Annotated in this window: 12 protein-coding genes and 3 pseudogenes; 12 read left to right on the top strand and 3 right to left on the bottom strand. The window is 45.7% G+C overall.

All coding sequences use genetic code 11. The annotated features are described in order from the left end of the window. Positions 1-119 precede the first annotated feature (119 nt). The 7 genes from AC0DBE_RS11430 (at position 120) to niaP (ending at position 6,878) form a co-directional block, all read left to right on the top strand. The gene (locus tag AC0DBE_RS11430; protein WP_014112559.1) at positions 120-719 is read left to right on the top strand and encodes a TerD family protein; all 600 of its coding nucleotides are present in this window, start codon (positions 120-122) and stop codon (positions 717-719) included. A 21-nt stretch (positions 720-740) separates the two neighbouring features. Then, a complete protein-coding gene (locus tag AC0DBE_RS11425) occupies positions 741-1,322 on the top strand; it encodes a TerD family protein (RefSeq protein WP_003224762.1) in 582 nt (193 codons plus the stop codon). Between the two features lie 34 nt (positions 1,323-1,356). Then, positions 1,357-1,935: a TerD family protein gene (locus AC0DBE_RS11420; RefSeq protein ID WP_014112561.1), complete on the top strand. Its 579-nt coding sequence runs from the start codon at positions 1,357-1,359 to the stop codon at positions 1,933-1,935. A 51-nt stretch (positions 1,936-1,986) separates the two neighbouring features. Continuing rightward, on the top strand, positions 1,987-2,760 hold the full coding sequence (locus AC0DBE_RS11415; RefSeq protein ID WP_014112562.1) for a TerC family protein: 774 nt from the start codon (positions 1,987-1,989) through the stop codon (positions 2,758-2,760). Between the two features lie 83 nt (positions 2,761-2,843). Next, positions 2,844-4,457 carry a YceG family protein gene (locus tag AC0DBE_RS11410; RefSeq protein WP_472962185.1) on the top strand — a complete coding sequence of 538 codons (1,614 nt, stop codon included), beginning with the start codon at positions 2,844-2,846 and terminating at the stop codon, positions 4,455-4,457. A gap of 15 nt (positions 4,458-4,472) precedes the next feature. After that, entirely contained in the window at positions 4,473-5,564 is a 1,092-nt protein-coding gene (locus AC0DBE_RS11405; RefSeq protein WP_372402405.1) for a toxic anion resistance protein, read from the top strand. A 111-nt stretch (positions 5,565-5,675) separates the two neighbouring features. Beyond that, positions 5,676-6,878: a niacin permease NiaP gene (niaP, locus tag AC0DBE_RS11400; protein ID WP_014112565.1), complete on the top strand. Its 1,203-nt coding sequence runs from the start codon at positions 5,676-5,678 to the stop codon at positions 6,876-6,878. A 30-nt stretch (positions 6,879-6,908) separates the two neighbouring features. Here the strand turns inward: niaP and AC0DBE_RS11395 are convergent. Then, positions 6,909-7,118: pseudogene (locus AC0DBE_RS11395) on the bottom strand (MFS transporter); the annotation flags it as partial. 34 nt (positions 7,119-7,152) lie between these two features. Next, positions 7,153-7,392, bottom strand: a pseudogene (locus AC0DBE_RS11390) (ArsR/SmtB family transcription factor). A 287-nt stretch (positions 7,393-7,679) separates the two neighbouring features. On the opposite strand from AC0DBE_RS11390, the gene opuAA reads away from it, so the two are divergent. The 3 genes from opuAA to opuAC are packed head-to-tail and all read left to right on the top strand — an operon-like array spanning position 7,680 to position 10,667. After that, positions 7,680-8,936, top strand: coding sequence for a glycine/proline betaine ABC transporter ATP-binding protein OpuAA (gene opuAA / locus AC0DBE_RS11385; protein WP_014112568.1), 1,257 nt, complete (start codon positions 7,680-7,682; stop codon positions 8,934-8,936). Between the two features lies 1 nt (position 8,937). Further along, positions 8,938-9,786: a glycine/proline betaine ABC transporter permease subunit OpuAB gene (gene opuAB, locus AC0DBE_RS11380; protein ID WP_014112569.1), complete on the top strand. Its 849-nt coding sequence runs from the start codon at positions 8,938-8,940 to the stop codon at positions 9,784-9,786. Further along, on the top strand, positions 9,786-10,667 hold the full coding sequence (gene opuAC / locus AC0DBE_RS11375) for a glycine/proline betaine ABC transporter substrate-binding protein OpuAC (RefSeq protein WP_014112570.1): 882 nt from the start codon (positions 9,786-9,788) through the stop codon (positions 10,665-10,667). The genes opuAB and opuAC overlap by 1 nt, the downstream gene beginning before the upstream one ends. Positions 10,668-10,704: 37 nt before the next feature. Here opuAC and AC0DBE_RS11370 read toward each other — a convergent pair whose 3' ends face one another. After that, on the bottom strand, positions 10,705-11,856 hold the full coding sequence (locus tag AC0DBE_RS11370) for a M20 peptidase aminoacylase family protein (RefSeq protein WP_242734826.1): 1,152 nt from the start codon (positions 11,854-11,856) through the stop codon (positions 10,705-10,707). 148 nt (positions 11,857-12,004) lie between these two features. Between AC0DBE_RS11370 and AC0DBE_RS11365 the strand changes: the two genes are divergently transcribed. Together AC0DBE_RS11365 and AC0DBE_RS11360 are read left to right on the top strand one after the other, a co-directional pair. Beyond that, on the top strand, positions 12,005-13,438 hold the full coding sequence (locus AC0DBE_RS11365) for a YfcC family protein (RefSeq protein WP_472962181.1): 1,434 nt from the start codon (positions 12,005-12,007) through the stop codon (positions 13,436-13,438). 115 nt (positions 13,439-13,553) lie between these two features. Continuing rightward, positions 13,554-14,121 (top strand): annotated as a pseudogene (locus AC0DBE_RS11360) (DUF6773 family protein). The last annotated feature ends 6 nt before the right edge of the window (positions 14,122-14,127 follow it).

The following is a 14,127-nucleotide window of genomic DNA, read 5'->3' as shown; positions in this document are numbered from 1 at the left end:
TTTTACGAAACTTTGATATAATAACAAACGTATATATTAATAATTTACGGCTTATTTTCCTTGTGAGCGTAAAAATAAATGTGACTATCTTCACATTTCGATGAGTAGGAGTGAATCGTGTGGCAATTTCTTTAGAAAAAGGTCAGCGAATTGATTTAACAAAAGGAAAAGCCGGTCTGTCAAAATTGATGGTCGGTCTCGGCTGGGACCCGGTGTCCTCAGGCGGAGGATTCTTCAGCAAACTGCTTGGCGGAGGCGGTCCGAATATAGACTGTGACGCTTCAGTGCTGATGCTGGAAAACGGAAAATTCACCGATAAGAAAAATATAATTTATTTCGGCAACCTGAAAAGCCGCTGCGGCAGTGTAAAGCACACAGGCGACAACCTGACAGGCGATGGTGCGGGCGATGACGAGCAAATTATGATAGATTTGGGAAAAGTGCCTGCAAACATCGATAAGCTTGTATTTGTTGTAAATATTTATGATTGTGTCAGAAGAAAACAAGATTTCGGCATGATTCAAAATGCGTTTATCCGTGTAGTCGATCAATCTAATCATGAAGAAATGCTCAAATACAATTTGAGAGACAATTATGCAGGCAGAACAAGCCTGATTACAGCAGAAATCTACCGCAGCGGCAGCGAGTGGAAGTTTGCGGCGATTGGTGAAGGCACAAACGATACGAGATTAGAAGATATTATCAGCCGGTACGTATAAAAGAAAAGGAGTGGATGAAACATGGCAATTTCATTGGCAAAAGGACAAAAGGTAGATTTAACAAAAACAAATCCGGGTCTTTCAAAGGTTGTTGTCGGTTTAGGCTGGGATACGAATAAGTATGACGGCGGGCACGACTTTGACCTTGACTCAAGTGTGTTTCTGTTAGACGCAGCAGGCAAATGCGCGTCTCCAAACGATTTTATTTTCTACAACCAGCTTGAAGGCGGCAACGGTTCAGTCGTTCATTCAGGCGATAACCTGACTGGTGCTGGCGAAGGCGACGATGAGAATGTCAAAGTGAATCTCAGCGCAGTGCCTGCCAATATTGATAAAATCTCATTTGTTATCACCATTCACGAAGCAGAAGCACGCAGCCAAAACTTCGGACAAGTATCAAACGCGTTCGTGCGCATCGTAAATGAAGAAACAAATGAAGAGCTCATCCGTTACGACCTTGCCGAAGATTTCTCTATTGAAACGGCAATCATTGCAGGGGAGCTTTACAGACATAACGGCGAGTGGAAATTCTCCGCTATCGGCTCAGGCTACCAAGGCGGCCTTGCCCGCATCGCAACGGACTACGGTTTACAAGTCGGTTAAGACAAATACGAAGAGCAGAAAGGAGAGAGGCAGTATGGCCATTCAATTATCAAAAGGACAGCGCATTGATTTAACGAAAACAAATCCGGGACTCGCAAAAGCGGTGATCGGCTTAGGCTGGGATACAAACAAGTACTCCGGCGGACACGATTTTGACCTGGATGCTTCAGCCTTTTTAGTTGATGCGCATGATAACTGCGTGAATGATCTCGATTTCGTCTTCTATAATAACCTTGAACATCCGAGCGGCGGTGTCATCCATACGGGTGACAACCGCACGGGTGAGGGTGACGGAGATGATGAGCAGATTATCGTTGATTTCTCAAAGATCCCTGCTCACATTGAGAAAATCGGCATCACAGTGACCATTCACGACGCTGAAGCACGCAGCCAAAACTTTGGACAAGTTTCCAATGCGTTTGTGCGTGTTGTGGACGAAGAGACGCAGAATGAGCTTCTTCGCTTCGACTTGGGAGAAGATTTCTCCATTGAAACAGCTGTTGTCGTTTGTGAGCTTTACAGACACGGCGGCGAATGGAAATTCAATGCGATCGGCAGCGGTTTTTCCGGCGGGCTGGCTGCATTGTGCCGGAACTACGGTTTGCAAGTGTAAGCGAGTGACAAATAGAGAAGTCACCGTTTCAAATTAATAGGAGGAAAAAACTTGGACTTTTTACATCATATCATGTCTACGTATGCTTCATTTTTCGATTGGAAAATGTGGGGGGAAGTGCTTTCTGATCCTGTTTCATGGGGTCTGATCGGTTCCCTTGTTGTTCTGGAAGGCCTTTTATCGGCCGATAACGCGCTTGTTCTTGCGGTGATGGTCAAACACCTGCCGGAAAAACAGCGGAAAAAAGCGTTAACGTATGGTTTGTTTGGAGCTTATATTTTTAGGTTTATTTTCATCGGGCTCGGTATGCTCCTCATTAAGTTTTGGTGGATCAAGGTGCTTGGCGCGCTTTACTTGGCTTGGCTCGTCATTAAGCACTTCTGGATTGGCGAAAAAGAAGAGGACACAGACGGCATGAAGAAAAATTCTTGGATGGTCCGCACGTTCGGTATCTTCTGGGCGACTGTTATTTCAGTCGAATTAATGGACCTTGCCTTCTCTGTGGACAGCATCCTTGCCGCATTTGCGGTATCTGAAAAAGTATGGGTGCTTCTGATCGGCGGTATGCTTGGTATTCTAATGATGCGTACAGTGGCAAAAGTATTCCTTGTGCTGATTGATAAAATTCCTGAGCTGGAAAACACAGCATTCGTGTTAATCGGCATTATCGCTCTGAAAATGGCAGCGAGCGCTTTCCATTACGAAATGCCGCACTCTGTATTCTTCATTATCATTATTGCTGCATTTGCGGTAACATTCATCATTCACTACATCAACAAACAAAAGCAGGTGCGCGAACAAACAGCCGCTTCAAAAGAAGAATAAAACAAAACAAGGAGGGAGGTTCAATGTCCTTCCTTTTTTGTTACAGAAATATCGTGCAATGACAAACCGGAAAGGAGGATATGATGAGACAAGAAGAACTAACCATTCATAAAGCACTTCCGGCTGATGGGAATTGGAAAGACCTGCTGTTTCAGCCATTGCCCGAGCGGGATCACTATGAAACAGAAAAAGGCATTTCTTTTTCTCGTCTTGCCGGGCAGATATTAGGCACGCCTATTGATGAAACGGACTACTATAACGAGCTGTATGAGCTGTCTATAAACGATCGCATTACCATTCTGAGTGAAACGCTTGATAAAACAATCAAGCCGGAGACTTTTCAAAAGCTCCAGCATATTCATTCCATCAATCAGAAAGAAAAAGGGCTGTCAGTCAGCCGCTTTGTTGCCTTTCTGGATGGGGAAAAACTGATTGCGAAGCACTCGAATCCCTTGATGCACCGCCATTTAAGAAAAGCGCTGATGACGCTTTTACATACCTTTGCAGATAATCATGAGCAGGGGCTGAATCATCCTGATTTTCGCAGAGTGCTGCTTGATGTCTCGAAGTTTTCGTTGAATCACCTGAATCCTTGGCTGGAAAAAACCGATATAGAGCGGGAGATGCCAAAGGTAGTTTGGTATGGAGACGCGACGAAAAGCCAGCTCTATTTCTTATATTATCTCATGTTAGTCGGCTGCGATGTTCTGCTGTTCCATCCGGCGGGAAACGATCAGCTGGCGCTTGTCGATCCGAAGCAGGAGCTCAGTTTTACGGAAAAGCTTCCGGATGTTTCGGAGCTTCAGCCGTTTCCGAAAGAAAAACCGGACCGGAAATCAACAGTCGCCTACCGCTCAACAAAGGAATTTGAACATGTGCTGAATCACGAGGAGTCCATGCTGTACAAGCCATGGCAGTTCAGAGATCACACACCGGTGTCTGTTACGCTCAAAACGACCTATGATGAATTGTTTTTAATCACGAAAGAGCGCGCCTTTATTCGCCCGAATTTCAAAGCTGATAAACATTCCATCGAGATTCCCAATGTATTCGCCAAAATTATGGGCGTGTCAAAAGACAATAAAGAATATTGGAACAGGCTTCATACATTAGCAGATTATCAGGAAACAGAAATGGTAAGAAGCTTTCCGTTTACAGAAGAAATAAAATCGAACTATCAATTTCATTACAGCCACGCGCTTGACCACGAAGGGAACATTGATCCGGACAAGCTGATGGCAAGCAATGTGTGGCAGTACAAGCAGCTTCCGGCGGGCGTTCAGACTGCCATTGCCAAAACGATTTCGAAAATGTGCAGGCACCCGCGGCTTAAGGCTTTGCATCAGGAACAAGTCAAGGATGTTCAAATCTACTTGTTTAAACAAACAACAAACCTGCCTGCTAATCTGCTGAAATTGATTCAAATGTTCGACTATGCGCAAACGGTTCCGAAACTCGTTTTATATCATACAGAAATGAGCGGCGGACTCACGCGTTCGGATGCTGCTTCCCTGCTGTTCCTGAATGAAATCGGAATCGACATCATCATTTATAACCCTCCCGGCCATCAAGATATTGAGCAGTTTATTGAAGAGGATCAGTATGATATCCACTGGCTGGACGACATGGTGTTTCAGCAGGACTATAAGGAGCCTTCGATTGTCAGAAGGCTGTTCAGAACGATTACCCAAAAGTAAGGAGAGAAGAAAAGCATGACAACAGAAAATCAAAACCCGCTTGTTCTCGATAAAAACGAAGAAATATCCCAGCAAAAAGCTGACGATATCCGTCTCCAGCTCCGTCAGGAACCAGAGGTAAAGCGGCTTGCGCAACAAATTGACGTCAAAAACCAAATGGAGCTGCTTGAGTACGGCAAGGAGCCGGCCGTTGAAATTTCCAAGTTCTCTGACCGCATCTTGGGGATGATGAAAACAACAAGCGTGACAGACTCCGGCACAATGCTGACTCAGCTTGGGAAAATCATGGACCGCTTCGATAAAAATGATTTTGATGAGCCAAAGGGATTGATGGCGAAAATTTTCAAACGCGGCGGCAGCATGATTGAAAAAATCTTTAAAAAGTATCAGACGCTTGGCGGAGAGATTGAAAAAATCAATGTTGAGATTTCGAAATACAAAGATGAGATGACGAAGACGAACTACACGCTCGATGAAATGTATGAAAACAACATCAAATATTATATGGAGCTTGAAAAATACGTCGTTGCCGGACAAATGAAGCTGGAAGAGATGCAGTCGATCCTTCCTTCATACGAAGAAAAAGCGGCAAGCGGAAATCAGCTGGCGCAAATGCAGCTCGATACACTGCGCAACGGCATTCAGGCGCTTGAGGAACGGGTGTATGATCTGGATATGGCGCGGATGGTGGCTCTTCAAACGGCACCTCAAATCCGTCTCCTGCAGCGCGGAAATGCAAAGCTGATCGGGAAAATCAACTCCGCGTTCATCATCACCATTCCGATTTTCAAAAACGGCATTATTCAGGCCGTTACCGTGAAACGCCAAAAGCTTGTGGCTGACTCCATGAGCGAGCTTGATCGCCGGACAAATGAGATGCTGAGACGAAATGCTGAAAATATCTCGAGCCAAAGTGTTGAAATTGCCAGAATGGCCGGCAGACCAAGCATAGATATTGAAACGATCGAATCGTCTTGGAACACGATCGTAAGCGGCATGCAGGAAACAAAACAAATCGAAGAAGAAAACAAACGCCTCCGCGAAGACGGCGCAAGACGAATTGTCCAGCTGCAGGAAAATATTAAAAAAGCAGCATTGCAGCAATAAAAAACCCCCGCTTAGCGGGGGTTTTTCTTTTACATCATTTAGTTAATGACAATGTGTAAAGACAGGTGTAAACTTAAACGGTAATCATTTTGCATATCAGAGGTGTTGGCAATGGGAAAACAACAGCCTATATCCCAGCGAAAACTGCTGGGTGTCGCCGGTTTGGGGTGGCTGTTTGATGCAATGGATGTCGGAATATTATCGTTTATTATCGCCGCGCTCCATGTGGAGTGGAATCTGTCGCCCGAAGAAATGAAATGGATCGGAAGCGTCAATTCCATCGGCATGGCTGTGGGTGCGTTTTTGTTTGGTCTGCTGGCTGATCGAATCGGCCGCAAAAAAGTGTTTATCATTACCCTTTTGTGCTTTTCGATCGGAAGCGGCATTTCCGCTTTTGTGACGAGCTTATCGGCATTCCTCATTCTGCGTTTCGTCATCGGGATGGGACTTGGCGGCGAGCTTCCAGTCGCTTCAACACTTGTTTCGGAAGCGGTTGTGCCTGAAAAGCGGGGCAGAGTGATTGTGCTTTTAGAAAGCTTTTGGGCTGTAGGCTGGCTCGTAGCGGCACTGATTTCTTACTTTGTGATACCGAACTTCGGCTGGCAGGCTGCCCTGCTGTTAACTGCGCTGACTGCTTTTTACGCTTTGTACTTGCGGACGAGTCTGCCTGATTCGCCGAAATATGAGTCGCTTTCTGCCAAAAAGAAATCGGTGTGGGAGAATGTAAAAAGCGTCTGGGCAAGACAGTATATACGGCCGACAGTCATGCTATCGATCGTTTGGTTCTGCGTGGTGTTTTCTTATTATGGCATGTTCCTATGGCTGCCGAGTGTCATGCTGCTAAAAGGCTTCAGTATGATTCAAAGCTTTGAATATGTCCTACTGATGACGCTTGCTCAACTTCCGGGCTATTTTTCTGCCGCTTGGCTGATCGAAAAAGCCGGCCGGAAGTGGATACTCGTCATTTACCTGATAGGTACAGCAGGAAGCGCCTATTTCTTCGGAACGGCGGATTCCTTAGGCCTTCTGCTTACGGCTGGAATGCTGTTATCGTTTTTCAATCTTGGCGCGTGGGGTGTTCTGTATGCCTATACACCGGAGCAATACCCGACAGCGATTCGCGCAACAGGTTCAGGAACAACAGCAGCGTTTGGAAGAATCGGCGGCATCTTCGGGCCGCTGCTCGTCGGAACCCTCGCAGCCCGTCATATTTCGTTTTCGGTCATCTTCTCGATCTTTTGCATTGCAATCTTACTCGCGGTTGTTTGTATATTGATTATGGGAAAAGAAACGAAACAAACTGAACTTGAATAGGAAAAGCACCTCTTGAATGAGGTGCTTCTTTTACATTTGTGCTCGGGCTGTAGATCGGCGTTTCCCGGTTTTACTGATTGTCTGGTAGAGCGCCATGGACAGTATGAACAGAATGGCAGTAAATCCTGTGACGGCTCCGAAATGCTGTGAGTTTTGATATAAAAAGCCTGCAACACATGTGCCGACAGTGGTTCCTGCATACATAGCGGCATTGGAAAGGGGAGCGATGGTTCCTCGCGCGTATGAAACAGATATGTATAGCGAAAACCCTTCGTTAGAGGGTTTCTAAAAAGCTAGGCAAGTATGTTTGAAATGTGTCTTCACGCAGCGTCTTAAAATGATAAAATGCTGTGGCTTTGATAATATTGCACTTTTCACCTACTTCACCTCAGCTGAGTTCTTTTCCGCTGTAATAAAGCGTACGAATCATAGCAAGCCTCGATTCATCAGACAGTGCTTTACATATTTGGGCTCTGATTTGATCATCTAATAGTTTCGTAGTCATGAAACTCATAATTGGAGTCGGTATAACAACTTATTTTCCAGTAAAGGAGCAGGAAGTCATAAAAGAAAGAAGGATTCCAGTCTAGTAAAAGCGTTTTCAACTAAGGAAGGGATAAATATTACCTGTAAAATACAATCATAAAGGAGGATTACAGAGCATTTAGAAGCATAAATAAGATCATGTGGCTACATGGATGTTTATAAAGAAATGGTACAGAATAAAAGAGTATATGCTGTTTGTGTGGAATGTTACATAAGTGTTACGGTTATAAGGATTGTTTAATATGGAGGGAAAATATGAGTGTAGATGAGAAACCAATTAAGATAAAAGTCGAGAAAGTATCTAAAATTTTTGGGAAACAAACAAAGAAAGCAGTTCAAATGCTTGCCAACGGAAAGACAAAAAAAGAGATCCTGAAAGCGACCGGATCAACCGTTGGGGTAAATCAAGCAGATTTTGATGTATATGATGGTGAGATATTTGTCATCATGGGTCTATCAGGGAGCGGTAAATCAACTTTAGTACGGCTGTTAAACCGGCTTATTGAACCGACTGCCGGAAATATTTACATTGATGGTGACATGATAACAAATATGTCTAAAGACCAGCTCCGGGAAGTCCGCCGGAAGAAAATCAGCATGGTCTTCCAAAAGTTCGCTCTGTTCCCGCACAGAACGATACTTGAAAACACAGAATACGGGCTGGAGCTTCAAGGTGTAGACAAACAAGAGCGTCAGCAAAAAGCGCTTGAGTCCCTTAAGCTTGTCGGCCTTGAAGGATTTGAACAGCAATATCCTGACCAGCTTTCCGGCGGGATGCAGCAGCGTGTCGGCCTTGCCCGCGCGTTGACGAATAACCCGGACATCCTTCTCATGGACGAAGCGTTCAGTGCGCTCGATCCTTTGATTCGGAAAGATATGCAGGATGAGCTTCTTGATCTTCACGAAAATGTCGGAAAAACGATTATCTTCATTACGCATGACCTTGACGAAGCATTGCGCATCGGTGACAGAATCGCCTTGATGAAGGATGGTAACATCGTTCAGATCGGCACACCGGAGGAAATCCTTATGAGTCCATCTAACGAATATGTTGAGAAATTCGTTGAGGATGTTGATTTATCTAAAGTCCTCACAGCAGGACACATTATGAAACGCGCTGAAACAGTGCGGATTGATAAAGGGCCTCGTGTGGCATTAACATTGATGAAAAACCTAGGGATTTCGTCTATTTACGCAGTCGATAAGCAAAAGCAATTGTTAGGTGTCATCCACGCGGCTGATGCGAAAAAAGCGGCTGAGTCTGATTTGTCACTTCAAGATATCTTAAATACAGAATTCACGACTGTACCAGAGAATACGTATCTGACAGAGATTTTTGACGTTGTTTCTGATGCGAATATTCCAATTGCGGTTGTAGATGAGAAGCAGAGAATGAAAGGGATTGTCGTAAAAGGCGCGCTGATTGGCGCACTTGCCGGCAATAACGATTACATTAATGTTGAAGTCACTGATGAACAAACACAAGATCCTTCTGTACAGGAGGTGAAGTAAGATGGATAGACTGCCTAGAATACCTTTAGCAGATATCATTGACCGTTTTGTTGACTGGATTACAATAACGTTTGGCGGATTCTTCGACGGAATCGCAAACGGATTGGCCGCTTTTGTAAATGGAATTGTCAGCGGACTTGGATTTATCCCATCTATTTTGTTAACGATTATTTTTGCCGCACTTGCGTGGTGGATCAGTACGAGGGGAATTGCGTTATTTACATTGGTTGGATTCCTCCTGATCGATTATTTAGGATATTGGGACCCAATGCTGCAAACATTGGCGCTTGTTTTGACATCTGTGATTATTTCGATTGTGGTCGGGGTTCCGATCGGAATTTGGGCGTCCCAGAAAGAAACGGTTCGCCGTATTGTAACGCCTATTCTTGATTTAATGCAGACAATGCCTGCTTTCGTATATCTATTGCCGGCGATTTTCTTCTTCAACATCGGTGTTGTGCCGGGTGTTGTTGCATCTGTTATCTTCGCGATGCCGCCGACAATCCGCATGACTGTTCTCGGTATTAAACAAGTGCCGGCGGATCTGATTGAAGCGACTGAAGCGTTCGGTTCTACAACAGCTCAGCGTTTGTTTAAAGTTCAGCTTCCGCTTGCGACAAAAACCATTCTGGCAGGAATCAACCAAAGCATCATGCTTGCGTTATCAATGGTTGTTATCGCCGCAATGGTCGGTGCACCGGGACTTGGTTCTGAAGTATACAGCGCCGTTACACAGCTGAAAACCGGGGTCGGCGTAGAGGCTGGTATCGCCATCGTTATCGTTGCCATTACGCTGGACCGTATTACTCAAAATATTAAAGTGAAGAAGAAAAGCAGGGGGAATGCCTGATGCTTAAAAAAATCATCGGTATCGGTGTTTCCGCCATGCTGGCGCTCTCACTTGCGGCTTGCGGTTCAGAAAGCGATGAAAATGCAACCGCGGCTGAACAGGTGAATAAGACCATCATCGGGATTGACCCCGGTTCAGGGATTATGGCCCTGACCGACAAAGCGATGAAGGATTATGACTTGAATGACTGGACGTTGATTTCGGCGTCAAGCGCCGCGATGACTGCAACGCTTAAAAAGTCATACGACCGTAAGAAACCGATTATCATTACAGGATGGACACCGCACTGGATGTTCTCCAGATATAAGCTGAAATATCTTGATGATCCGAAACAATCTTATGGCAGCGCAGAGGAAATCCATACGATCACACGCAAAGGCTTCAGCAAAGAACAGCCGAATGCCGCTAAGCTTCTGAGCCAGTTTAAATGGACGCAAGACGACATGGGCGAAGTCATGATCAAGGTGGAAGAAGGCGAGAAACCTGCCAAAGCCGCTACTGAGTATGTGAAGAAACACAAAGATCAGATTGCGGAGTGGACGAAAGGCGTTCAAAAGGTGAAGGGAGACAAAATCAATCTTGCCTATGTGGCGTGGGACAGTGAGATTGCAAGTACAAACGTGGTTGGCAAAGTCTTAGAAGACTTGGGCTATGACGTGACGTATACTCAGGTAGAAGCTGGTCCGATGTGGACCGCGATTGCGACGGGAAGCGCGGATGCATCCCTTTCCGCATGGCTGCCGAATACCCATAAAGCATACGCCGCAAAATACAAAGGCAAATATGACGATATAGGCGCCAGTATGACTGGCGTGAAGATGGGTCTTGTTGTGCCTCAATATATGAAAAACGTCAACTCAATTGAAGATTTGAAGAAGTAATGAAGAAAGCAGCCTGTAGCCAGGCTGCTTTTTTGTGTTAAGAAGCATTAGCAGAAGCTAGTGATTCCGCCTTTTGAAAGGTTTTTAATACGGCGTTTGCCAAAATGTGAATGCCATTGAACATCGCGTTTCTGTCAAAGGTCATGTGGGGATGATGGAGTCCTGGCTGTAGTCCGCATCCCAGTCCAAGCATAGTTGTTTTGAGGTTCGGCACTTTTACGGCGTAAAAATGAAAATCCTCACCGCCGGTTGTGACAAGCGGTTCATCAAGCTGCTCAGCCCCGATGATATCCGTAATGGCTTCTGCCATGATCGCTTCAGCTTCTTTGTTTTGTGTTGCCGCAGGAAGGCTGTGCTCCTTTTGCAGCTCGATCTTCGCGCCGAATGCCGCGGCAGCCGCTTCACAGGCTCTTTCTGTTTCGGCGATTAACGTCTCCATGGCTTCATTGGTCTGAGCGCGCAAATCAAGGCTGAACGACGCTTTTCCCGGAATGATGTTAGAGCTTTCTCCGCCGGCTTGAAGTTTTGTCATTTTGACGGTATGCGGGATTTGCGGGTCAATATGAATAAGTCCGAGCTTATGTACGAGAAATGCCGCAATTTCAATGCTGTTTTTCCCGAGATGCGGGCGGGCGCCATGGGCTTCCTCTCCGATTATCGTTCCCTCAATATGCTGGCTTGATCCGTGCAGAATAGATGGGGCACAACGCCCGTTCTGTGTCTCCTGAATCGGACGGACGTGAACGCCGTACAAATAGTTGACATCGTCAAGCACGCCTTCTTCTATCATTTTCAAGGCGCCGCCGCCTTTTTCCTCAGCCGGCTGAAAGATAAAACGGATCGTGCCCTTCGGAAGCTCGGGCTGTTTTTTCAGCAGCATTAACGTGCCCAGCGCCATTGTCATATGTGAATCGTGTCCGCAGGAATGGTTGGCGCAGAATGTGCCGTTGACCTCCTGCCATAGCGCATCAATGTCAGCGCGAACGGCTACAACCGGCGAGCCCGAACCGATCTCGCCGACAACCCCGGTGCAGTCTGAAAAAGTGCGCGTCCGGCATCCTAAATCCTCAAGCTTTTGTTTGAGAAATGCAGTTGTCTCATATTCCTTCCAGCTGACTTCAGGGTTCGCGTGCAGATGTTCGAAGATATCTATAACAGTTTGTTTCATGTCTTCGGAAAGTTTTTGCATGGGAAGAAGTACCTCCTTCTATTAAAATGAATTTTACCTTCTTTACTTCATTTATATTGAAACAGGAAGATAGGCTGTATATAATATAGCACATATTGCTACTTTTCAGAATAATGAATATTTTCAAACAGAGAGGATGGATCGAAATATGAGTATGCCAGCAGCCGAAACACAGCCTAAGAAAAAACGAACGACATTTAAAATGCCTGATGCCTATGTCCTCTTATTTATTATTGCTTTCATTTGCGCCATTGCCTCATATATTGTGCCGGCGGGTGAATTTGACCGCGTGACAAAGGGGGATGTCACCACTGCTGTTCCGGGAAGCTATCATTCTATTGAACAGTCTCCGGTCAGCCTGATCAGCTTTTTTACGTCTCTTCAGGATGGAATGGTCGGATCAGCACCAATCATCTTTCTGATTTTATTCACAGGCGGCACCATTGCCATTTTTGAAAAAACGGGTGCCATCAACGGCCTGATTTACAACGTCATCAGCAAATTCCGCACAAAGCAATTATTATTTATTTGTATTGTGGGCGCGTTGTTCTCCATTCTCGGAACAACCGGAATTGTCGTGAATTCAGTAATCGGATTTATCCCCATCGGCCTCATTGTCGCACGATCCTTAAAATGGGACGCGGTCGCGGGCGCCGCTGTTATTTACATCGGCTGCTACGCTGGATTTAACTCTACTATTTTATCACCGTCCCCGCTCGGTTTATCGCAATCAATCGCGGAGCTGCCGCTCTTTTCGGGGATCGGCCTGCGAGTTGTGATATACATATGCTTTTTGCTGTCTTCTATTATTTATATCTATCTGTATACGAGAAAATTGAAAAAATCAAAGGATGCCAGTGTGTTAGGGACAAATTGGTTCCCGGCGGCAGGAATGGGTCAAGCGGATACAGAAGAAGATCAGTCAGTGCCTTTTACTGTTCGCCATAAGCTCATTTTGGCTGTAGCGGGACTGTCGCTGATTGGATTTTTATACGGCGCTTTAAAGCTGGGCTGGTCTGATTCCCAAATGGCTGCTACGTTTATTTTTATTTCTGTCCTTGCCGGTTTAATAGGCGGGCTTGCGGCAAACGATATTGCCAAAACCTTCATTACGGGCTGCCAAAGCCTCGTGTACGGGGCACTGATTGTCGGGATGGCACGAAGCATTTCCGTCATTCTTGAAAATGGCAAGCTCCTCGATACAGTCGTCAATGCTTTGGCTTCGCTTTTGGATGGATTCAGCCCGATTGCCGGCGCCATCGGCATGTATATCGCCAGTGCGCTGCTTCATTTTCTCATCTCTTCAGGGTCTGGGGAAGCCGTTGTATTTATTCCAATCCTGGCGCCGCTCGCTGATTTGATGGGAATTACGAGACAGGTTGCGGTGGAAGCGGTTATGCTTGGAGAAGGAGTCGTCAACTGTGTGAACCCGACATCCGGCGTTCTCATGGCGGTGCTTGCCGCCAGCGGCATTCCGTACGTCAAGTGGCTTCGGTTTATGGTGCCGCTTGCTCTGATTTGGTTCTTGATCGGACTTGTATTTATTGTGATCGGTGTCATGATCAATTGGGGGCCGTTTTAACGATTGCTGCCCGCCGGCTTGTACGGCGGGCTTTTAAGTTATCCATTGCAGAAGCGCAGGCTGTTATTGTAACATGTAAGCCATAAGCCATTCGTAAAAGTGCGGGAGGAAGGTCATGAATAATCTGCGTAATAGACTTTCAGGCGTGAATGGGGAAAATAAGAGAGTAAAAAAAGAACAAAAAATCTGGTCGGAGATTGGGATGATAGCGGGAGCTTTTGCGTTGCTTGATGTGATCATCCGCGGCATTATGTTTGAATTTCCGTTTAAAGAATGGGCTGCAAGCCTTGTGTTTTTGTTCATCATTATCTTATATTACTGCATCAGGGCAGCAGCATGTGGAATGCTCATGCCGAGAATAGACACCGAAGAAGAACTGCAAAAACGGGTGAAGCAGCAGCGAATAGAATCAATTGCGGTCGCCTTTGCGGTAGTGGTGCTTACGATGTACGACAGGGGGATTCCCCATACATTCTTCGCTTGGCTGAAAATGATCCTTCTTTTTATCGTCTGCGGCGGCGTTCTGTTCCTGCTTCGGTACGTGATTGTGAAGCTGGCTTACAGAAGAGCGGTAAAAGAAGAAGTAAAGAAGAAATCATCTTGATAGATGGTTTCTTTTTTTGTTTAGTGAGGGAAAACGCTCACAGTTCCGTTCAGCTTTTTCTATAGGAATATTGATTTGAATTCAC

The sequence above is a fragment of the Bacillus sp. VA15 genome (assembly GCF_055721145.1).
Note: the sequence above shows the minus strand (reverse complement) of the source record. Positions and strands in the feature narration are given on the sequence as shown.

Bases quoted from the DNA above. Each gene is read 5' to 3' on its own strand.
- AC0DBE_RS11425 (WP_003224762.1), top strand. From the start codon at position 741: ATGGCAATTTCATTGGCAAAAGGACAAAAGGTAGATTTAACAAAAACA.
- AC0DBE_RS11420 (WP_014112561.1), top strand. From the start codon at position 1,357: ATGGCCATTCAATTATCAAAAGGACAGCGCATTGATTTAACGAAAACA.
- AC0DBE_RS11405 (WP_372402405.1), top strand. From the start codon at position 4,473: ATGACAACAGAAAATCAAAACCCGCTTGTTCTCGATAAAAACGAAGAA.
- AC0DBE_RS11370 (WP_242734826.1), bottom strand. From the start codon at position 11,856: ATGCAAAAACTTTCCGAAGACATGAAACAAACTGTTATAGATATCTTC.
- AC0DBE_RS11410 (WP_472962185.1), top strand. From the start codon at position 2,844: ATGAGACAAGAAGAACTAACCATTCATAAAGCACTTCCGGCTGATGGG.
- opuAA (WP_014112568.1), top strand. From the start codon at position 7,680: ATGAGTGTAGATGAGAAACCAATTAAGATAAAAGTCGAGAAAGTATCT.
- niaP (WP_014112565.1), top strand. From the start codon at position 5,676: ATGGGAAAACAACAGCCTATATCCCAGCGAAAACTGCTGGGTGTCGCC.
- AC0DBE_RS11365 (WP_472962181.1), top strand. From the start codon at position 12,005: ATGAGTATGCCAGCAGCCGAAACACAGCCTAAGAAAAAACGAACGACA.
- opuAB (WP_014112569.1), top strand. From the start codon at position 8,938: ATGGATAGACTGCCTAGAATACCTTTAGCAGATATCATTGACCGTTTT.
- opuAC (WP_014112570.1), top strand. From the start codon at position 9,786: ATGCTTAAAAAAATCATCGGTATCGGTGTTTCCGCCATGCTGGCGCTC.